Raw genomic sequence first — 19,378 nt, forward strand, 5'->3', positions numbered from 1 at the left:
GGGGGGTGGCGATCGCGTCGGGGTTCTTGGATTTCGCACGACGGCGGTCGACCAGCTTGTCGACGACCTTCATGCCGTCGGCAACGGCGTCGTTCGCTGCGGACTGCAGGTCCGGATCGAGTGACGTATAGACGCGCAGCCCCTGCGAGCTGTATTGCGCCTCGCCGTAGCTGTGGACGAGCTGGTCATGGACAATGTCGATGAAGTACGGGGCAAGGCCACCATCGATGGTGCCGGGTGCGAGCCGCAGTGGCTCCTGGCTGGCGGCCCGGGCCTGCGCTTCGGTGATCGCATGCGTCTCGACCATCGCGCCCAGCACCACGTTGCGGCGGGTGATGGCGCGCTTGGCGTGGCGGTAGGGGTTCAGGCCGCTGGGCTGCTGGATCATGCCGGCCAGCAGTGCAGATTCAGCCAGGTCGAGCTGACGGACATCCTTGCCGAAGTAGGCGTGTGCGGCCTCGCCCACGCCGTAGATACCGAACGAGCCCTGCTGACCCAGCGGCACCTGGTTCGCGTACATCTCGAAGATCTGCTGCTTGGTGAAGCGCTGCTCGAGCTGGAAGGTGATCGCGATCTCAATCAGCTTGCGCTTGATATGCCGCGCGGGCGAGAGGAACAGGCCGCGCGAGAGCTGCATGGTCAGTGTGGACGCGCCACCGCGGTAGCGACGATCGCCGACCAGGTCGTGATACATCCAGCCGACAAGCGAGTAGTAGTCGACTCCACCATGGGAGAAGAAGCGACGGTCCTCAATCGAGGTGACAGCCTGGACCAGGGCGGGGGGCAGCTCGTCGTAAGTCACCAGGCGACGCCGGGCGCGGTTCGCGCCTTCTGAGAGTGACGTGATGAGCTGGGGCTCCAGCTCATAGGCAACCAGCGACTGGCCACCATCGCCGGCGATGGCAGTGACGCGCTCGTCACTGAACCGGATGGTGGCGCCTTCCTGCGTGTGGTACGACTGGGGGCCAGGGTGCACGGCGATCGTCTCGCCGCGCAACTGGTAGCTCCCCATCGGGGATTCCTTGCCGCGGCCATCGGAGTAGCCGGCAAAGCGGAGCTGTTCGGCGACGGCTGCAGCCGTCAATTTTTGCCCGGTGCGGATTTCGCGCGGCGCGGCGTAGATGCGCGGCGTCTGGGTGAAGACGGGGCCGCGCAGCCGCTCGTCAACCACCTGTTTGTACTTGCTGGAGTAGTAGCTGAAGGTGATGCCGAGGATCAGCAGGACGAACGTGACCGCGATCGCGGTGATGGTCAGCACCGTCTCCCACAGGGGACGCTGGGCAGTGTGGCGGGCGGGCGGTAGCTTCAGTTTGACTGCCAATGTATCCATTTCTCCCCGGCTTCATTGCCGGAACGTGCGCTCCGCAGAGCCGGTCTCTCCCGAAAGAACGAGGGAGTTTCCTGATTGGACGCGAAGCGCCGCCCCGACGGGTGCGCCTCCGGCGTCCTACGTTGCCGCAGACTCCAACATGATACCGGCGTCGAGAGCTCGACTGGCGGCGAGATGGCCGGAGATACCTGAAAGACAGAAAGCTGCGCCCGGAGCGAGGCTCCGGCGTGGCAGGAACGTTAACGCCAGTCACGGCGGAACATGCCGAAGAACGGCTGGTTCAGTCGACGGGCAGGACTTCCCGAAGCGCTGTGGCTGCATCCGAGAGGGGTATCTCCCGGGTGGCGGTTCGGTCCGCGGCGGTGGCTCGGACGACTAACTCGACCAGTCCGTCGGCAGTCTTTTTCCCGACATTGATGCGGTACGGGATGCCGATCAGGTCGGCGTCCTTGAACTTCACGCCTGCGCGCTCGTCGCGATCGTCCAGCAGCACATCGAAGCCGGCTGACTCGAGGTCCTTCGCGATCTGCTCGCCGGCTGCGAGCAGTCCAGCGTCCGCGATATTCGTCACAGTCACGACGACCTGAAACGGGGCGATGGACGGCGGTAGCCAGAAGCCGTTCGCGTCGTTGCTCTGCTCGATCGCAGACGTCAGAATGCGCTCGATGCCGATGCCGTAAGAACCCATAATCGGCGTTACTTCTTTGCCGTTCGGATCGAGTACGCGCGCGCCCATCGACTCCGAGTAGCGACGGCCCAGCTTGAAGATATGACCGATCTCGACGGCCTTCGCGATCTTGAGCGGCGCGCCGCACTCGGGGCAGCCTTCGCCTTCGACGGCGTTGCGGATATCTGAAGTGACAGTCGCCTGGAAATCGCGACCCGGCGTGACGTTGCGGAAGTGATAGTCGAGTTCGTTGGCGCCGGCGACAAGATTCGTGCGGCCTTCGAGGGCTTTATCCATCACGGTCTTCATTGCCGACGTGGGCCGTCCCACGGGGCCGAGATAACCGGCCGGACCGCCGAACCAGCGAGCGAGTTCCTCTGCCTGCATGTAGCGCAGTTCACGTGCACCGGTCACGGACATCAGCTTGGTCTCATTCACCGAGTGATCGCCGCGCAGAAACACTGCGAGCGGCGTCCAGACGCCCTTGTCATCGAGCGCCATGTAAGCCAGGCACTTGATGTCGTGCTCCGGCTTGATGTTCAGGAAGGCGACGATGTCGGCGATGGCCGCCTTGCCCGGCGTGTGGATGCGCTCGGGCTTGCCGTCGGCCGTGGGCGCCAGGTCTTCGACATCCGCCAGCTTCGACGTCGCCTTCTCGATGTTTGCCGCATAGTCGCACTGTGCGCAGGAGGCGATCAGGTCTTCGCCGGCGTCGGTGTAGACCATGAACTCCTGCGACTGCGAACCGCCCATCGCGCCGGAGTCTGCTTCAACCGCGACGAACGACAGACCGCAGCGGCGGAAGATCGCGCGGTAGGTCGCATCGTGTTTGCGGTAGCTCTCGTCCAGGCCGGCATCGTTCAGGTCGAAGGAGTAGGCGTCCTTCATGGTGAACTGGCGGACGCGCAACAGGCCGGACTTGGGACGCGGCTCATCGCGGAACTTGGTTTGAATCTGATACCAGATCTGCGGGAGCTGCTTGTAGCTGCGCAGCTCGCTGCGCGCGATCATCGTCATGATCTCTTCGTGCGTCATGCCGAGACACAGATCCGCGCCCTTGCGGTCCTTGAGGCGGAACATGTTCTCGCCCATGCCGGTCCAGCGGCCGCTCTCTTCCCAGGGCTCGCGGGGCAGCAGCGCAGGCAGATAGAACTCCTGCGCAATGCGGTCCATTTCTTCACGCACGATCGCGATGATCTTGTTGAATGACCGCTGGCCGAGAAAGAGATATGAGTAAAGGCCAGCGCCGAGCTGCCGGACATAGCCGGAGCGAAGCAGAAACTTGTGACTGGCGACCTCGGCGTCGGCCGGTGCTTCGCGGAGGGTAGGGATGAAGAGCTGGGACCAACGATGCATGCGGGTAGGGTCGTCTCTTTCGCGCGGCAGATCTTTGAATGTAGCGATTCCCTCAAGTGTAGCGGACTGCCGGATGGATACCCATGTCGTGATAGGAGTCGGACGTGGTCGATGAATCGACTCATCGCCTACGACAGCGCCGTGTTCAGAAGGAATCGCTCAAAGACCAGGCAGTCTACTGGGAATGGTACGGTAGCTGGCAGCCGGAGATACGGCACGGCTTCGCAAGCTGCATCTGAACACAACAGGCAATGATGAGGGGGCAAACGCAGGTGAGGAAGGGACGAGGAGTGCTGCTGGGGCTGGGGCTGGTCGCGGCGTTGAGCATGACAGCGTGCGGCAACAGCGGGCCGCCTGACTTCAACCTGATGCTGGCCAGCGGTCAAACCGCGGCGACAACCGTGCCGCAGGGCGGAACCACAAATCTGTCGTTCACCGTTGCGGCGGTGAAGGGCTCTGCGGGCAGCATCACTCTGGTGCTGAGCGGGCTCCCCGCAAACGTGGGCGTGTCTCCCGGGTCGGCGACAGTCGGCATCGGGTCCACGCAGGTCTTTGCCGTGACCGCCGCGTCCAACGCTACCGTGACGACAACGCCGCTGACGCTGACGGCGACTGGCACCTCCGGCAATCCGCTGTCGTCTGCATCGATCACGCACACGCAAACGTTGACGCTGGCCGTGACTGCTCCCCCGGCGCCCTGATGCTTCGGGACAACTAGGGCCCGGCGGACTCATTCATCGAGGCAGGCATGGCCGCCTGCGGTAACGTGAAGTGCTTAAGCGCGAGCGGCTCCGGCTGCTCGCGTCCTTCGACGATGCGGTAGGCGCGATCCACCGCGACTCCACGAAACACTTGCGTTGTGTTTGACGCCGGCCACTCCACCGTGATCGTGACCGGCCCGGCGCTGCGGCCGACGCCGATGTGCTGACGCAGCGGGTTGCCCCCAAAGCTCGAACCGAACCCGACGGCACGGTAGATCTCCTGCGCGCCATATGTGCCTGGTGTGGTGACGTGTACGACTGCTCCAACAGCAGAGCGGTTGCTGCGTGTGCCTTCCAGCAGCAGCGTGATTGAGTGCATGCCGGGTGTACCGGGGTTGCGATAGAGCACGCTCCGATAGTTGTCCCCCGGCAGCGCGCCGCCCATCTCTTCAAAGATGTCTTCGCTGCCCTTGTTGCCGATGTCGCCGAAGGCGATGCTATGGCCCTTTTGCAAATGGCCGAAGCCGCCCGCGGTCGTCACGTCCTCAAAGCGGCGGCCATGATCATTCCGGAACATGCGGTTCGGCAGCAGGGATGTGTAGAGCGAGTCGCCGGTGCCGAGGTAGACGTCGAGCCAGCCGTCGTTGTCGAGGTCACCGAAGCTTGCGCCCATCACGAGGATCGCGCGGTCCAGATGCATCTCGTGCGAAACATCGCGGAAGGTGCCGTTGTGCTCGTTGTGGTAAAGCCTCGGCGTCTCGGCGTGCGAAGGCAGACCCGCTTCAAATGCGCCGATCTCCTCCGGTGTTGAGGAGTAGCCCGCGACGAACAGGTCAGGCCAGCCGTCGTTGTCGTAGTCGAAAAACCAGGTGGTGAAGCTCTCACGAGGCTCGGCCACACCAGCGGCCGCAGTCACGTCCGTGAAGCGCCAGCGTGTGGGGTGCGCCGCGTTATCACCGGGGGATGAGCCATCGTTGCGGAAGAGCCGGTTCGATGCGCCCTTCACGGACAAGTAGAGGTCGGGACGGCCGTCGTTGTTGTAGTCGCCCGCAGCTGCGCCCTTCACGAAGCCGAGATCGGCGAGTCCGCTGGCAGAAGCGATGTCGGTGAACGTGCCGTCGTGATTATTGTGGAAGAGCTGCGAGGGATGCGCATCGCCCGGTGTGGACTCGTGCGGCACGAACAGGTCGAGCCAGCCGTCGCCATCGAAGTCGAGGAAGACAGCAGTCTGCGTGGGGTGTGGCGAGAAGACGCCAGCGCGACGAGTCAGATCTTCGAACGTCCCATCGCCGCGGTTATGCAGCAGCGAGAAGGGATATGCGCCATGCTTTGCCCACCACCCGCCGCGCAGCACGACAAGATCGGGGTAGCCGTCGTTGTCGTAGTCGGCGCAGATCATATTGAGGCCGCCGACCTCGCCGGTCAGGCCAGCGCGCACGGTTACGTCTTCGAACGTGCCATCGCCGCGATTGTGGAACAGATGCATCTGGTCCATGGGACCCGAGCTCGATACCGCAAGGTCGAGCAAACCGTCCCCATCGAAGTCTTCCAGGATCGCCCCACCTGCGTGACCCATCGTTGCCAGACCAGCCTCCGGCGCGACGTCCTCGAACGCAGCCAGAGGGTATTCCGAACGGAAGAGAGCGGGTGCAATCAGGAAGGCGCGCGGCACCTGGTCGGGGTAGCGGCCAAGCTGCATGTAAGCCAGGTTAAGCAGCCAGCGAGCGCTCGCGTCATTCGGATCGATGGCCAGTGCCGCGTTCAACGCACGCACAGCGCCCTCCGCGCCATCCGGCCGGTGGTGCATGCCGCTCGCGTCGATGGGGAACAGGCATGACTTTGTCGCGTGCTGCGCAAGGCAGTTCTGCTGTTCGCCGAGCCGCAGGTAAGCCAGGCCAAGCTGCGCGTCGAGCGCATGCATTGTCTCGCGTGGCATCGCAGGCTGCGCCGTGGCGGCCTTCTCGAGCAGGGCGGTCAGCGTGCTGACCGCGCCTGCGCTGTCGCCTGCACCGAGCAGTTCGTTTGCCAACGTCTCGCGAATCGTAATCTCGGTTGGCAGATCGAGCGGGCGCTTCAGCACGGCGCGGTAGTAGGCGGCGCGCGACTCCTGCTTGTTTGGGTCCGTTTTCCAGTCCTGAGCGAGGAAGAGCGAGCGGAGCGTCGCGCCCATCTCACGCGTCGAGTCACCCGTTGCGTTCGCAGGCGCGGTCTGCGCGTAAGTCGGTAACGCGAGCAGCACGATGAGGGAAAACCGGGCCAGGAAAAAGCTGAGATGAGGAGACAGCATCACGAGAGGCTGACTGAGCTTAACGCAGCAGAAAGACGGCTGTCAGTGTGCGGGAACCGATGCGTTTGTCTCCGGCAGCGGCAGATACTGACCTTCGCGGAAGCGAAGCCGTTCTATCGCTGTGTAAGGGACGACTGCGGGTGCCGGATGTGCTTCGCCTTTCTTCGGCTTGCGAACAGAAGCTGGCGCAGGCAGACCCAATTGCGTGCCGCTGCCCGTCAGCACGAGATCGTCGTAGTCCTGCCCGGGCACGTCGGCAAAGCGATCGCTGCGCTGCCATGCATAGCAGGGATCGCCCAGGGGACTCTGCGCGCCGCATGCGGGGCTGTTGCTGTAGCCGGTCTCGCCGGCAAAGGCGCGCTCCACATCGTCCTGCCAGGGAACCAGCAGGCTCATGCTGCTGCTTGAGAAATCGCTCGCGGTGATGTGGCTTTCAAGCCGCACGCCGTGGAGCCCGCCGCCGAGTGGGACAATTCGAACCGCAGGTGGCAGGCCACGGCTGCCGCGCAGATCGACCGCCTCGTTCTCACTTTCCAGCACCCAGGTATTCAGCCGGCGCGTGAACACGGCCATGCCGAGGACGGGCTGGCAACTGAAGCAGCGGAAGAAATCGTCCCCCGGACGGCCCGGCTTGTCGCTGCGATGAGGAACTGCAGCAGTTATGACAACGTGGCGAGGATGACCCGACTGGTCGTACCCGGCTTCGAAGATGACGACGATGTCGACAGGATCTTTGGGGGCGAACCACGACCCCGCCAGATCAACATCCGGATGATCGGGAAGGTTGGCACGGGCCGTGCGGGTGCTCGCGTCCCAGCGGCCGTACCAGTGCTGCATCGCCTCGTTCAGGTCGAAGGCACGCGGCCCCTGGTGTGCGGTCGGCGCAGTGCGACGGCAGCCGCCGACCAGCAATAGAACGGCCGCCAGGGCCACGATGGAATGCGCGTGCTGCACGCCCCCCATGCTAGTGCAACGGCAGTGGGCGCGCGGCAGGGAAATTCAGAGATCAGACCAGGGGCGAACTAAAGCAGTTCCATCCCCCACAGATCGTGCAGATGGAGAATGCCCAGCGCGCGCTGCGCCTCATCTGTCACCACGAGCGAGGTAATGCGCCGCTCTTCCATGACGGCGAGGCCACGCGCGGCCAGCTCGTCCGGCGTGATGGTGCGCGGCTCGGGGTTCATTGCGTCACGCGCTTTCAGCAATAGCGACTCCGGTCCCCGCGCCTCCAGGAGGCGACGCAGGTCGCCGTCAGAGATCAGGCCGACGAGGCGGCCCTCCGCATCCACCACCGTCGTCACGCCGAGCTTTTTGCGCGACATCTCGTAGATCACGTCGGGCATCCGGGTTTCCGCGCCAACGGCCGGCAGCCCATCGCCGGCGTGCATCAGGTCGCGGACGGAGGCCAGCTTCTTGCCCAGCTTGCCGCCGGGGTGCAGCGATGCGAAGTCTTCTGCGCGGAAGCCCTTGCGCAGCGACACGGCGATCGCCAGGGCATCGCCCAGCGCCAGCATGGCTGTGGTGGATGCCGTGGGCGCCAGCCCCAATCCACAGGCCTCGCCGGGCACGGAGCAGTCGAGCGCTACATCGCTGGCTCGCGCGAGCGTCGAATTCAGGTCGCAACAGAACGAGATCAGTGCATCGCCGATGCGCTTCAGTGTGGCGAGCAGGCGAAGGATCTCTTCGGTCTCGCCTGAGGCTGACAGTGCGAGCACAAGGTCACCTTTGGCGAGGACACCGAGATCACCGTGCACCGCCTCAGCGGGGTGGAGAAACAGCGCCGGCGTGCCGGTAGACGAGAGCGTGGCAGCGATCTTTTGCGCGATGATGCCGCTCTTGCCCATGCCGGTGACGACCACGCGGCCGCGCGACTCTCCGCAGCGCAGCACCAGCTCGACCGCAGCGGCAAAGGGTGCCGCCATCGCACCTTCGAGGCGCGCCGCCAGCGCGAGCAGCCCCTCGGCCTCAGTACGCACAAGGCTGGCCGGCGTCGTCACCGTGGAGGGCTTTGTGGGTCTCACCATAACGTCACCAAACCATAGCAGGCAGATCGCACGGCACGGAGACGGCCAGTTAGAATCGAGCGGGAGGGCTGCAATCCCTTGAAGCGAAATGCTGGAGTGGTGGTTGTCGTGCTGGCGGCACTGGGGCTGATGTTCTGGTCCGGCTACCAGAACCTGGAACGCCGGCGTGCCGCGCAGAAGGCACAGCCGCATGTGACGCTGCTCGACCAGTCAAACCAGACGGTGCAGCAGGATGTAGCCTCCGACGAGGGGCTGCCGAACCTGCGTGGCAAAAAGGCGCCGCAGTTCACGCTGCGCAACACGGAAGGCCGCAAGGTTTCGCTCGAGGACTACAAGGGCAAAGCCGTGCTGATCAACTTCTGGGCGACATGGTGCGCTCCCTGCAAGCTCGAGATGCCGTGGTTCGTTGAACTCCACAAGCAGTACGCGCCGGAGGGGTTTGAGATTCTCGGGGTGAGCGAAGACGAGCCGCGCGACCGGCCGGAGATTGGCAAATTTGCTCAGAAGATCGGCGTGAACTATCCCATCCTGCTTGGCGATGACGCTGCGTCCAAGGCCTACGGTGGCGTCGAGTTCCTGCCGACCTCCTATTATGTGGGGAGGAATGGCAAGGTAATCGAAGAGACGGCGGGTTTGGTCTCGCGCGACGAGATTGAGGCCAACATCAAGAAGTCTCTGGCGGCGCGATGATGCGCATTCTCTGCGGGATTGCTCTTTGCATGCTGGCCAGCGCCGCGATCGCAACAGCGCAGAAGCTGCCGTGGCAGAACACGCCCACCACGGGCGCGGATCAGATTTCCTCGACAGTGCGCTTTGACGGCCCGGGCACAGCCACGATAGCTGCTGGCAAGCCGCAGACCATTGAGCTGCACTTCCGCATCCAGGACGGCTATCACATCAATTCGCACGTGCCGCACGAAAAGAACCTGATCCCGACTCAGCTGCTCGTCGTGGATGGTGCCGGTCTGACTGTCTCTGCTGTCGACTTTCCCGTCGGCTCGGACATGGGGCTGAGCTTCGCGCCGAACGAAAAGCTGAGCGTTTATACCGGCGACCTGACGCTGCGTACGCATGTGCGGGTCACGCCGGGCACACATGAACTTGATGGAGCGCTGCGCTATCAGGCGTGCGATGCGAACGCATGTCTCCCGCCCCGCAAGCTGCCGGTTTCCATCAGCCTCAACGCTAAGTAGTAGCGGCCAGTGCGGGCGTACATGCGTGGTAGCATCCCGCGTATGCTCCGACCCCATTCGTTGCAGGCAGCGCTGCTGCTTGCACTCTCTGCCGGCTCCGCATTCGCCCAGACATCAGCCGACGCAACCGCTCAGACGCCGCAGGCGCGCATCGCGAAGCTTCTTTCTGCTACGCCCGGTGCGTGGACGCCCGCACAGATTGCGACGATGGAGCGACTGCGGGATGCAGCGCTCGCGGATCCCTATGCGTATACGGAGCTGCGCCACATGACGGATAACATCGGTCCACGTCTCGCTGGTTCCGCACAGGCAACGCAGGCTGTGGATTGGGTGGCACAGCAGATGCGTGCACTCGGTGCGACGGTCACGATCGAGAAGACGACGGTGCCGCACTGGGTGCGCGGTGAAGAGACGGGCATGCTGACCGCGTGGCCCGGCATGGCGCCACAAACGACACAGAAGATCGTGCTGACGGCGCTCGGCAGCAGTGTTGGGACACCGAAGACCGGCCTGGACGCGGCAGTTGTTGTCGCTGACTCGTTCGCTGATCTGAAGGCGCTGGCTGCGGACGCGGTGAAGGGAAAGATCCTGCTCTTCAACGAAAAGTTCGACAAGGAGCTGGCTGCACAAGGGCGCGGCGGTGAGGCGTATGGAGAAGCCGTCGTGTATCGCGGGGCAGCGCCGGCTGTTGCGGCGTCGGTGGGCGCCGCTGCTGTGCTGGTGCGTTCCGTCGGCGGTGCGGATTATCGACTGCCCCACACCGGCATGACGTACTACATGCCTGGCGTGCCAAAAATCCCGGCAGCCGCGGTCACGGCCGAAGACGCGGACCTGCTGAAAAACCTGACAACCCAAGGTGAGGTGCGCATGCACCTGACGCTGACGCCGGAGACGCTACCGCGTGTCGAGAGCGCGAACGTGCTGGCCGACTGGAAGGGAAGCGAGCACCCGGAGCAGGTGGTAATCGTGTCCGGCCATCTTGACTCGTGGGATCTGGGCACCGGCGCGATCGATGACGGCGCCGGCATTGTTGTCTCCATGGAGGCCATTCACCTGTTGCAGAAACTCGGAATTCATCCAAAGCGCACGATTCGTTTCGTCGCGTGGATGGACGAGGAGCAGGGCTCCGATGGCGCGCAGAGTTATGCGCAGGACTACGCGGGCGAGATCGCGAATCACATCGGTGCGATCGAGTCCGACCTGGGCGCGGGCCACCCCACTGGGCTGGCGTTCCAGGGCGGCGCGCAGCTTGAGGACTGGCTTCAGCCGATCTCGCGCGTGCTCGCGCCGATTGGTGCGCCATTGCTGGTGCGCAGTCCGGAGACGGGCGAAGACATCAACACAATCACATCGAAAGGTGTGCCTGGCTTTGCGCCGATCCAGGACAGTCGCTACTACTTCAACTATCACCACACGCCGGCCGACACCTTCGACAAGGTGAACGCCCGTGAACTGGCCGAGAACGCGGCCGTGATGGCTGTGACCGCCTACGCACTGGCGGATGCGGAGACACCCGCGCCGCGGTAGCTCATTCCGAGACCTCGAGGCCGATTGAACGCATGAGTGCAAGCGCGTTGGTGCTGTTCGCAATGCCGGGCGTGAGCCGGTAGTCGAAGTGGAGTGCGCCGCCAGCGAACTGATCGCCGAAATGCACGTTGCTGGCGCGGCAGCCCATCTGTTTTGCAATCTCCGTCAATGCGAGATCGTGCGTCGTGATGATGCCAATCGCGTGCCGGGCCACGAGGCTGCGTAGCAGCGCCTCTGTCCCGACGCGCCGGTCGTGCGAGTTCGTGCCCGAGAGCAGCTCATCGAGCAGGTAGAGCGTGGGTCCTTGTGCCGCGAGATCGACAATGTGCTTCAGTCGTTGGATCTCTGCGTAGAAACGCGAGAGCCCGCCCTGTAGTGAGTCCTGCACCTGGATGGAGGCGCCGATGCTGACAGGCGCGAGCGACATGCTGTCGCAGCACACCGGGGCGCCGCTTTGTGCGAGGACGACGTTGAGTCCGAGCGCGCGCAGCAGCGTGCTCTTCCCCGCCATGTTTGGGCCGCTCACGATAAGGAGTGAATGTTCCGGGTTGAGCTCCAGGTCGTTGGACACGGCCTTCGCTTGCGGCAACAGCGGATGCCGGAGGGCGCGCGCGACGATCCTCGGCGATCCGCTGCGCAACTCGGGATACGTGCACTCCGGCTGCTCATACGCGAAGCATGAGAGCGAGCTGAGCGCTTCGAACTCGCCGACACTGCTGACCCACATCCGCATCTGCTGGCCGTGGCGCGCCCGCCAGCGTTCGATGGCGATCATGCAGAGCGGCGTCCAGAAGACGAAGCGATCTGCGATTTTGACGAAGAGATTGTCATTCGATTCCAGCCAGTGCAGCGTGCGCTCGAGTTGCGCGATGGCGCGCGACGGCGCTAAGCCATGCTGCACCGCGCTTTGCAGCGCCACGAGCCCTGCGCTCGTGAATGTCTCTGCTTCGAGCACAGACAGCACCTGCCGCAGCGGCGGCAGCAGGGGAGAGATCGGCAGCGTCTGCTCAGCGCGGTGCCGCAGTTCACCGAAAACGCGCGCATTGAAGATGCCATTGACCACCGTCAGCAGCAAGAACCACGTAACGACGCCGGCCCCCATCCAGTAGAAGAGCGCGGTAATCCAGAGCACAGCCAAAGGCAGCGCAAGCCAAAGCGCCCAGACTGGGGTGTGGGCGAGCGGCGTCTCTGTCCACGCGATGAGTGAGTCCGGCGTGCCGTTTTCGATGGCTGCCGCGGTCATGGCGAGCCGCTCACGTAAATCCACGCGTGGTGCAAGCTCGCGAACAGAGGACTGACGCACTTCGACGACCTCGGGCTCTGCTGGTGAGACTAGCCAGGACGCGAGCGTTTCCTGCCCGGGTGCACTGCGCGCCTGTGACAGCAACTCGAACAGGCTGCCCTCGCCGAAGATATCGAGATCGCGCGCGTAGAGATGGTCTGCCTTTAAGAAGCGCGCGCCGCTGTCGCCCTTGCCGGCCCACACATCGTTGAGGCGATCGACGCCTCGCGTGTAGAACGCATGCAGGCTCCGAGCCGCACGCAGACGTCGAAGCAGCCGCTCATGGCTGATCCATAAAGCGGCAAAGAAGAGGATAGGGATAAGTGCCCAGGCCAGCGCATCTGGATGTTCTCGTGCCAGCCACAGGCCAAGCACTACTGTGGCTGCCGCCAGCAGGAGCTTGGCAATGCCGAAGCGGCGATCGAGGCCACGCAGGCGCGTCTCGTCAGCGCTCAACCCACGCAGGCGCTGCTCGTAGACCGGTGCCGCGCCCGAAGCGGTCATCTGCGCGGCACTCAAGCGGACTGCGCAGCCTCGGTGCTTGCCGGCGCGATGCTGGGTGCCGCAGCCAGACGCCGCACGACGCGATCTTTGCCAAGCGCGACCATGACTGCGAAGAGCGAGGGCGCGACTGCCTGCCCGGTCAGCGCGACACGCGCTCCGTTGATTAGCACGCCCGGCTTCAGGCCCTTCTCTTCGGCAAATGCTCGCAGCAGTTGTTCGGCGCTCGCTTCGGTGAACTCCTGCGCCACGGAGTAGCGACTGCCCAACTGAACGAGAAGGTCGCGTGCAGCATCATCCTTCAGGAACTTCGCAATGGCCGCCGGCTCGATCGTGAAGACGTCACTGAGATAAGCACGGAAGGTCGTGGCGAAGTCCGTAAGGCTGCGGGCACGCGGCTTCAGCAGTTCGATCGCTGCGAGCACGTCATCGCGACCCCGGGTTGGCGTGAATCCTGCCTTCTGCCACTCCATCTCGATCAGGGGCAGCAGATCGCTCGCGCTCATGATGCGAATCCATTCCGTGTTGAACCACGCCAGCTTGTCATTGTCGAACACGGCATTCGACTTCGAGATGCCGTCGAGCGTGAACAGGCGGGTCAATTCGTCGGAGCTGAAGATCTCGCGATCGCGCCCCTGCTCATCCTTCCCGGCAACGCCGGGACTCCAGCCGAGCAGCGCGAGGAAGTTGCGGAACGCCTCGGGCACGATGCCCATGTCCTTGTACGAGATCACGGAGGTGGCGCCATGGCGCTTCGACAGGCGTGTTTTATCCGGCCCAAGGATGAGCGGCACGTGCGCAAAGATGGGCAGCGGCGCACCCAGCGCTTGGTATTGCAGCACCTGCTTGGGCGTATTCGAGATGTGATCCGCTCCGCGAATGATGTGGGTCAGCCGCATGTCGATGTCGTCAGCAACCACGGACAGGTGATAGGTCGGGATGCCATCCGAGCGCAGCAGGACAAAGTCTTCAATCTCCTGGTTTGCGAACTCGACGCGTCCAACGACGGCATCGTCAAATGCCGTGACCCCGTCTTCAGGCACGCGAAAGCGAATCGCCGCCGCCTCGCCCTTGGCCACGCGCGAAGCTGAATCCGCTGGCGCAATCACGCTGCAGCGTCGGTCGTACATCGGCGGCTTGCCCGCTTCCGACGCCACCTTGCGGCGATGCTCCAGGTCTTCCTTCGTGCAGAAGCACCGGTAGGCGTGGCCGGAGTCGACCAGCTTCTGCGCGGTTGCTTTGTAGAGATCGAGCCTCTGCGACTGAAAGAACGGGCCCTCATCCCAGTTCAGCCCGAGCCAGCGCATGCCCTCGAGGATGCCTTCCACCATGGCTTCTGAGGAGCGCTCGAAATCGGTGTCCTCAATGCGCAGAATCAGCGTGCCGCCGGTATGCCGCGCAAACAGCCAGTTGAACAGTGCGGTACGTGCGCCACCGACGTGAAGATAGCCGGTGGGCGAGGGAGCGAAGCGAACACGGGGTGACGAGATAGCAGCCATAGGTTGGATCACCCTCGATGCTAGACGATCTTGCCGAGTGGGGCGACCGCGCCCGATTAACGCCGCGGGTCGGGCCCGCTGTAGGTGGCCGGGTAGCCGCCGGGCGGGATCACGACGGGCGGGTACGCTCCGGCTGACACCTGCGCGATGGGCACGACCTTCCACTGTGAAAACGCGACGATGTAGAGCACGATCAGGTTCGCCAGCGGCACGAAAAACAGCAGCACGAGCCAAGGTGAGAAGCCGGCCTTCTTAAAGATCATCCAGAACGGGATGACATACACCAGCACGCCGATGACCGAGACGAACAGGAACAGCGGAGCGAGGTAGAGGAAGTGCGGATCGTGCATGATCTGGTTCGGGTCCATCGATAGCTCCTGTTCGCAGCGGGCCAGCAGGCCGGCTGGTGCGGTCAACGATACAGCTCGCTCGTTCAGATGTCGCGATCGAACTGGACCGGGAAGATCGACTTGAGCACGATCACGAGCAGCCCAAGCACGTTGGCGGTCGCGGTGCCGAGCAGCGCAATCAGAACAGCGTCCGAGAGGCGACGCTGGTGCAGCTCCTCACGAAGAATGATCGCGCCCACGAAGACCAGCCAGCCAACGGTGAGTACGAAGAGGCTGGGCACCAGCCAACGTCGGAAGCCGAGGAACTGCGCCTTGCGCTCGTCGTCGTACTGATCACGTTCGGCCAGCGCTGCGGGATCGGCCGTGGCGACTGCGGCGCGGGGTGCGAAGCTCGTCAGCGTTGAGTCGGTGATGGTCTGCGGGTCGGGCGCGGTCGTCGGACCAGGTGTGGGTGTGCTCATGCGGCCACCGGCTTCAGGATCTCGCGGAAGTAGGCAGTAATGTCCGCGTCGGGGATTGGTACGAAGCGTTTGCCCGCGTGCTGCTGCCATGCACGCGCCCAGGGTGTGGCGGAGCCGTGAGTCATGGCAGAGAGCTGCACGCCGGAGTAATTGCCATACTGCTCGACCACGCGCTCAATGATGCGATCTGCATAGGTAACCGCAGCATCTTCCGGGGGCAGCTCATACGGCGCGATGAGGAGCTTCGTCCCGCTGCGGACCAGGTCACGCGCTGGCGCCGTGATGGGCTGTGCACCGTAGCTGCGAAAGGCGCGATACACATCCGGCAGCACTGGCCCGTACTGCCAGGCTTCCACCGTTCGATCGAGCAGCGGCCGTCCGGTGAGCGCAAGGTGCCAGCCATGCGCGTAGTAGAGCAGCTTCTGCAGCTTGAGAGGGTCGAGCCGCAGTCCGCGCCGGGCTGCGGTCTCGAGCATTCGATTTGCCACCGCGCGTGGATCAAATGGCATAGGTGGGACCCCGGCGCCCGTGCAGCGAAGCGCCTCGTGCGAGTAGTGTGCCACGGTTGTGGCAGGTATGTTCAGGCCGGGCGCGGCAGCCGGGGCTGCTCCTCGTGCTCGGCCTTCAAGGAACGCAACAGTTCCTCGATCTGGTCTTCGCGCTCAAAGGCCTGGAAGCGTTCCTCCAGATCCAACTCGCCGAGTTGCGCTACGTCCTCACCTGCCGCGAGCGTGCGATGGGCGCGAGCGGTTGCGGTGGCCTCGTCGATACGGCCGCGCACCCGGGCCAGCGTGGCCGCCGTCTTCGGCTCATTGCCATTCACCCTCTCGCTCAGCCGCGCCCGGCGATGCTCAATCGCCAGCAGTTCGCAGCGCGACTCTGTCTCTTTCAGCCGCTGCTGCAACCGGCCCAGCGCCTGGCGCAACGTGTCCGTCTCTGCGCGCTGATCGTTGAGCTGTTGCGCGAAGCTCCCCGCCATCTGCTGATGGCTAAGCTGCTGGCGCAGCGCGGCGCGTGCCATCTCGTCCTGCTGGCGGGAGACGGCGAGCGCGGCCTTGCGCTGCCAGCTTCCCGCGGCCTCTTCGTGCTCGGCCTGCTTCTTCTCGAGCAGGTGCTGGTCGGCCAGCGCCATGGCGACCTGAGTCTTTACCTGCAGCAGTTGGTTCTCCATGTCGACAATCAGCTGACGAAGCATCTTCTGCGGATCCTCGGCACGCGCGACCAGGTCGTTCAGGTTGGCGCGCAGCAGCGTGGCGACTCGTTCGAGCAGTGCCATGGCGGTGTCTCCTTTCAGGAGTGATGCGTTATGGAGCGGGCCCGCGAAGAACCCGCTCCTTCAGAGTTAGCTCTGCGGCGTGCCGTTGCCATTCGGCCGCGACTGCATGCTCTTCACGTTTGACATCAGTTCACGCATGTCCATGCCGGACAGCGCTTCGAACAGCGCCGGCACCTGCGCGGCAATCTTCGTCATCTCCCCGGTCAGCTTGTTGGCGCCGATCTGCCCGTCGCCCCCAGTCGAGATGATGGTGATCTTGTCCACCTTCGACAGCGGCTCCGCCATGGCGCGGACCACATCGGCCATGTTGGTGATCAGCCGATCGACAACGGCAGCCTGCGTCCACTCCTGGTAAGCCTCAGCCTTCACATTCATGGCCTTTGCCTCAGCCTCGCCCTTCTGGAAGATGACAGCGGCTTCCGCTTCGCCCTGCGCGCGAATGGCAGAGGCGCGGCCCTCGGCTTCGACGATCAGGCGAGACTTCTCCGCGGCGGCGATGTTCTCGATGCGCTGACGCTCGATCTCGGACTGCTTCAGCACGGTCGCGATCAGCTCCTTTTCGTGACGCAGGATTTCGAAGTCCTGCACCTTCACCTGCTGCTCCTTCTCGATCTGCATGATCTTGACCTGCTCGGCCACTACCTGCTGCTGCATGACGTTGGTCTGCAGCTCGTATGCCTTATCGGCCTGCGCCTCCTGCCGGCGGCTTTGTTCGGTGTACTGCGCCTTCGAGATATCGAGATCGCGTTGTGCCTGAGCCTGTTTGGCCAGCGACTGTGTCTCGGCGAGCACACGCTCCTGGTCGGCGGCTGCCTTGGCGACGGCGGCCTCCCGCGTTGCGATGGCGCGGCGGATCGCCGTGTCGCGCTCCGCCTCCGCGGCAGCAACGTCCGCGTCACGCTTGATGCGCGCAATATCCGGCCGTCCCATGTTGGTGATGTATTCGTTCTTGTCACGAACTTCCTTGATGGTGAACGAGATCACCTCGAGCCCCATCTTGTTCATGTCCTCGGCGCAGGTGGCGCGCATGCGCTCGCCCACCATCTCCGGCTCCTTCACGATCTGCTCCACCGTGAGCTGACCGATGATGCCGCGCAGGTGGCCTTCCATCACCAGGCGGATCAGCCCTTCGCGCTGTGGCGGCGTCTTCGTCAGGAACTGCTCGGCCGCGGTCAGGATCGACTCGCGGTCGGAGCGCACCTTGATCTGCGCGACCGCCTCCACCGTTACCGCGACGCCCTGCTTGGTGTAGAGGTCCTGCTGTGGCGCAACGTCGAAGGACATCAGCTCAAGCGAGAGCTGGCGAAACGTCTCGACTACTGGCAGAATGACCGCGCCCGCGCCCTTGATGATGCGCGGTCCGCGCAGGCCGTACACGATGATGGCCTCGTTGGGGCCAGCCTTGCGGAACAGGCTGCCCAGGAACATGAAAATGAACAGTGTGGCCAGGACGATCAGTCCGGCGATGACAATGACAGAGTTCGGCATAACGATCCTTGCTGAACAAGCGGGCTCAAGCCAGAAGGACTGCTGTTGGGGACTGCGCGCCCTGGCTATGCACGCGGTCCGCGGAAAGGGGGCTCCGCAAGGGATATCTCACAGTGACGTCAGGCTGGCGGCGGTATGTCCATATCCGACCACGGCTCGACATACGCCACGCCGCGGTCGTAGCGCAGCACCACGACCTCGGCATCGCGCGCTATGGGCTGGCCGGTCTCGCTGCGTGCAGCGGCGGCGCGCCGCGCACCACCCTGTGAGTAGGCGATCTCACCAGTCCCGCCCTCGCGGATGGAGCTGGTCACGCGTGCAAGAACGCCCGGCATGGCTGTCTCCTCTTCCGTCAGCACTCGCTCGCGTGACAACAGAACGCGGGTGAGGAAGCTGAACACCAGGGCCGATCCGACGAAGCCGCTGAGCAGCGACAACACCAGGACAGCGCCTCCGACCAGCCCGGTGTGGTGGCGCAGGAGGTAGCCTGTGCCACCGAACCAGCAGAGGAACGCCATCAGCGTGAAGCCGTTGAAAGGGGAGAGGCTGCTGTTTCCATGACCATGGGCTGCGCTATGCGTGTGCGCTGAGCCGATATGCAACCGGCCCAGATGCAGATGGGGGAGATGCCCCAGGGGCACATGCCCCAGTCCGCTGAACGCGGATACCATCGTCAGCACCAGCCCGACAGCAAAGCAGACCAGGTACCACTCTTCCGCACTCAATCCGAATAGCTGCATGGTCATGACCTCCTCTTCGTTCTGCGCGCCGGCCCGGGCTTGCTCTTCTTGCCGCGCCCCGGTGGCGCCGCGTCGCCAGAGACCTGCGCTCGCGTACTCGCGGCGAGGGTAGGTCCACGTTGAACGCTCCCGCCGTTGCTGCCGCGCGCCGAACCGTTGGCCAGCTCCGGCCGCAGTACCTCAAGCAACCGGTCCGCGAGCGAGGGTGTCTCCAGAATCGACGCGAGCAGCAGCAGGCACCGCCGCGTGTCGTCGTGCTGCGCGGCGGTCAGCAGCGCCCGCCGTAGCTCCGGGTCGCGGCGGAAGCGCTCGGCACCGGCGATCAGCCATAGGTCGAGCTTCTCTTCGCCAGTGCGCTCGTGCAGCGTGCGCGCCTCGGACAGCAGCTCGGCGTGGTAGCCCTCCGGGTCATCGACGAGGTAGCCGGGGTGCACCTTAAAGAAGCGCGCCAGCAGCAGTCGCGTCGTGTTGGTCAGGTGCGGCCGCGCGCCGCTCTCGATCTGCGAAAGGTAGGACTGGCTGACCGCAGTGCTCATCTCAGCCCGGATCGCACGGACCAGCTCCTGCTGTGTCATCGCGCGATTCAGGCCGCGGAGCGAGCCTTCGATCTCGCGCAAGTAGCGGATTTTCTCGCCCAGCTTCATAGGTGGTATTGCAATCCGCGATCAATGTATCGCAATTTGCGATAGGTGCTCA

Annotated in this window: 18 protein-coding genes; 4 read left to right on the plus strand and 14 right to left on the minus strand. The window is 64.1% G+C overall.

The genetic code is table 11. The features are described from left to right. The coding region (locus AC5IJH_RS08155; protein WP_491902318.1) for a transglycosylase domain-containing protein at nucleotides 1-1,330 on the minus strand (1,330 nt) is incomplete at its 3' end. A gap of 280 nt (nucleotides 1,331-1,610) precedes the next feature. Continuing rightward, nucleotides 1,611-3,353, minus strand: coding sequence for a proline--tRNA ligase (locus AC5IJH_RS08160; protein ID WP_491902319.1), 1,743 nt, complete (start codon nucleotides 3,351-3,353; stop codon nucleotides 1,611-1,613). A gap of 272 nt (nucleotides 3,354-3,625) precedes the next feature. Between AC5IJH_RS08160 and AC5IJH_RS08165 the strand changes: the two genes are divergently transcribed. Next, nucleotides 3,626-4,054 (plus strand): hypothetical protein, encoded by a 429-nt coding sequence (locus AC5IJH_RS08165; protein ID WP_491902320.1) that lies wholly within the window; start codon nucleotides 3,626-3,628, stop codon nucleotides 4,052-4,054. A 13-nt stretch (nucleotides 4,055-4,067) separates the two neighbouring features. Here AC5IJH_RS08165 and AC5IJH_RS08170 read toward each other — a convergent pair whose 3' ends face one another. From AC5IJH_RS08170 to AC5IJH_RS08180, 3 genes are all read right to left on the minus strand, one after another. After that, nucleotides 4,068-6,341: an FG-GAP-like repeat-containing protein gene (locus AC5IJH_RS08170; RefSeq protein WP_491902321.1), complete on the minus strand. Its 2,274-nt coding sequence runs from the start codon at nucleotides 6,339-6,341 to the stop codon at nucleotides 4,068-4,070. 42 nt (nucleotides 6,342-6,383) lie between these two features. Further along, a complete protein-coding gene (locus AC5IJH_RS08175) occupies nucleotides 6,384-7,295 on the minus strand; it encodes a hypothetical protein (RefSeq protein WP_491902322.1) in 912 nt (303 codons plus the stop codon). A gap of 68 nt (nucleotides 7,296-7,363) precedes the next feature. After that, on the minus strand, nucleotides 7,364-8,365 hold the full coding sequence (locus AC5IJH_RS08180; protein ID WP_491902323.1) for a KpsF/GutQ family sugar-phosphate isomerase: 1,002 nt from the start codon (nucleotides 8,363-8,365) through the stop codon (nucleotides 7,364-7,366). 78 nt (nucleotides 8,366-8,443) lie between these two features. On the opposite strand from AC5IJH_RS08180, the gene AC5IJH_RS08185 reads away from it, so the two are divergent. From AC5IJH_RS08185 to AC5IJH_RS08195, 3 genes are read left to right on the plus strand one after another with little or no spacing between them, the layout of a single operon-like run. Next, nucleotides 8,444-9,055: a TlpA family protein disulfide reductase gene (locus AC5IJH_RS08185; protein WP_491902324.1), complete on the plus strand. Its 612-nt coding sequence runs from the start codon at nucleotides 8,444-8,446 to the stop codon at nucleotides 9,053-9,055. Beyond that, nucleotides 9,052-9,558, plus strand: a complete 507-nt coding sequence (locus AC5IJH_RS08190; RefSeq protein WP_491902325.1) for a protein-disulfide reductase DsbD N-terminal domain-containing protein — start codon at nucleotides 9,052-9,054, stop codon at nucleotides 9,556-9,558. The genes AC5IJH_RS08185 and AC5IJH_RS08190 overlap by 4 nt, the downstream gene beginning before the upstream one ends. A 42-nt stretch (nucleotides 9,559-9,600) precedes the next feature. After that, nucleotides 9,601-11,085: a M20/M25/M40 family metallo-hydrolase gene (locus tag AC5IJH_RS08195; protein WP_491902326.1), complete on the plus strand. Its 1,485-nt coding sequence runs from the start codon at nucleotides 9,601-9,603 to the stop codon at nucleotides 11,083-11,085. Nucleotide 11,086: 1 nt separating this feature from the next. Here the strand turns inward: AC5IJH_RS08195 and AC5IJH_RS08200 are convergent, their stop codons facing one another. From AC5IJH_RS08200 to AC5IJH_RS08240, 9 genes are all read right to left on the minus strand, one after another. Further along, nucleotides 11,087-12,871 (minus strand): MutS-related protein, encoded by a 1,785-nt coding sequence (locus AC5IJH_RS08200; RefSeq protein ID WP_491902327.1) that lies wholly within the window; start codon nucleotides 12,869-12,871, stop codon nucleotides 11,087-11,089. A gap of 11 nt (nucleotides 12,872-12,882) precedes the next feature. After that, nucleotides 12,883-14,367 carry a glutamate--tRNA ligase gene (gene gltX / locus AC5IJH_RS08205; protein ID WP_491902328.1) on the minus strand — a complete coding sequence of 495 codons (1,485 nt, stop codon included), beginning with the start codon at nucleotides 14,365-14,367 and terminating at the stop codon, nucleotides 12,883-12,885. A gap of 56 nt (nucleotides 14,368-14,423) precedes the next feature. Then, entirely contained in the window at nucleotides 14,424-14,783 is a 360-nt protein-coding gene (locus AC5IJH_RS08210) for a DUF805 domain-containing protein (RefSeq protein WP_491902329.1), read from the minus strand. Between the two features lie 17 nt (nucleotides 14,784-14,800). After that, nucleotides 14,801-15,178 (minus strand): hypothetical protein, encoded by a 378-nt coding sequence (locus AC5IJH_RS08215; protein ID WP_491902330.1) that lies wholly within the window; start codon nucleotides 15,176-15,178, stop codon nucleotides 14,801-14,803. Next, the gene (locus tag AC5IJH_RS08220) at nucleotides 15,175-15,654 is read right to left on the minus strand and encodes a Panacea domain-containing protein (RefSeq protein ID WP_491902331.1); all 480 of its coding nucleotides are present in this window, start codon (nucleotides 15,652-15,654) and stop codon (nucleotides 15,175-15,177) included. The genes AC5IJH_RS08215 and AC5IJH_RS08220 overlap by 4 nt, the downstream gene beginning before the upstream one ends. A 104-nt stretch (nucleotides 15,655-15,758) precedes the next feature. Then, nucleotides 15,759-16,454: a PspA/IM30 family protein gene (locus AC5IJH_RS08225; protein ID WP_491902332.1), complete on the minus strand. Its 696-nt coding sequence runs from the start codon at nucleotides 16,452-16,454 to the stop codon at nucleotides 15,759-15,761. A 66-nt stretch (nucleotides 16,455-16,520) separates the two neighbouring features. Then, nucleotides 16,521-17,942, minus strand: coding sequence for a flotillin family protein (locus AC5IJH_RS08230; RefSeq protein ID WP_491902333.1), 1,422 nt, complete (start codon nucleotides 17,940-17,942; stop codon nucleotides 16,521-16,523). A gap of 119 nt (nucleotides 17,943-18,061) precedes the next feature. After that, nucleotides 18,062-18,688, minus strand: a complete 627-nt coding sequence (locus tag AC5IJH_RS08235) for an NfeD family membrane protein (RefSeq protein WP_491902334.1) — start codon at nucleotides 18,686-18,688, stop codon at nucleotides 18,062-18,064. Continuing rightward, nucleotides 18,685-19,326, minus strand: coding sequence for a helix-turn-helix domain-containing protein (locus tag AC5IJH_RS08240; RefSeq protein WP_491902335.1), 642 nt, complete (start codon nucleotides 19,324-19,326; stop codon nucleotides 18,685-18,687). Before AC5IJH_RS08240 ends, AC5IJH_RS08235 begins: the two co-directional genes overlap by 4 nt. Nucleotides 19,327-19,378: the final 52 nt, after the last annotated feature.

Origin of the sequence: Candidatus Dedyshia acidiphila (assembly GCF_051025295.1) — a bacterium.
Classification (GTDB): Bacteria; Acidobacteriota; Terriglobia; order Terriglobales; family Acidobacteriaceae; genus KBS-83.

What these genes read in the sequence shown, in the direction of transcription:
- AC5IJH_RS08160 (WP_491902319.1), bottom strand. Translation starts at nt 3,353, where the DNA reads ATGCATCGTTGGTCCCAGCTCTTCATCCCTACCCTCCGCGAAGCACCG.
- AC5IJH_RS08170 (WP_491902321.1), bottom strand. Translation starts at nt 6,341, where the DNA reads ATGCTGTCTCCTCATCTCAGCTTTTTCCTGGCCCGGTTTTCCCTCATC.
- AC5IJH_RS08180 (WP_491902323.1), bottom strand. Translation starts at nt 8,365, where the DNA reads ATGGTGAGACCCACAAAGCCCTCCACGGTGACGACGCCGGCCAGCCTT.
- AC5IJH_RS08190 (WP_491902325.1), top strand. Translation starts at nt 9,052, where the DNA reads ATGATGCGCATTCTCTGCGGGATTGCTCTTTGCATGCTGGCCAGCGCC.
- AC5IJH_RS08195 (WP_491902326.1), top strand. Translation starts at nt 9,601, where the DNA reads ATGCTCCGACCCCATTCGTTGCAGGCAGCGCTGCTGCTTGCACTCTCT.
- AC5IJH_RS08200 (WP_491902327.1), bottom strand. Translation starts at nt 12,871, where the DNA reads ATGACCGCTTCGGGCGCGGCACCGGTCTACGAGCAGCGCCTGCGTGGG.
- gltX (WP_491902328.1), bottom strand. Translation starts at nt 14,367, where the DNA reads ATGGCTGCTATCTCGTCACCCCGTGTTCGCTTCGCTCCCTCGCCCACC.
- AC5IJH_RS08215 (WP_491902330.1), bottom strand. Translation starts at nt 15,178, where the DNA reads ATGAGCACACCCACACCTGGTCCGACGACCGCGCCCGACCCGCAGACC.
- AC5IJH_RS08220 (WP_491902331.1), bottom strand. Translation starts at nt 15,654, where the DNA reads ATGCTCGAGACCGCAGCCCGGCGCGGACTGCGGCTCGACCCTCTCAAG.
- AC5IJH_RS08225 (WP_491902332.1), bottom strand. Translation starts at nt 16,454, where the DNA reads ATGGCACTGCTCGAACGAGTCGCCACGCTGCTGCGCGCCAACCTGAAC.
- AC5IJH_RS08230 (WP_491902333.1), bottom strand. Translation starts at nt 17,942, where the DNA reads ATGCCGAACTCTGTCATTGTCATCGCCGGACTGATCGTCCTGGCCACA.
- AC5IJH_RS08235 (WP_491902334.1), bottom strand. Translation starts at nt 18,688, where the DNA reads ATGACCATGCAGCTATTCGGATTGAGTGCGGAAGAGTGGTACCTGGTC.
- AC5IJH_RS08240 (WP_491902335.1), bottom strand. Translation starts at nt 19,326, where the DNA reads ATGAAGCTGGGCGAGAAAATCCGCTACTTGCGCGAGATCGAAGGCTCG.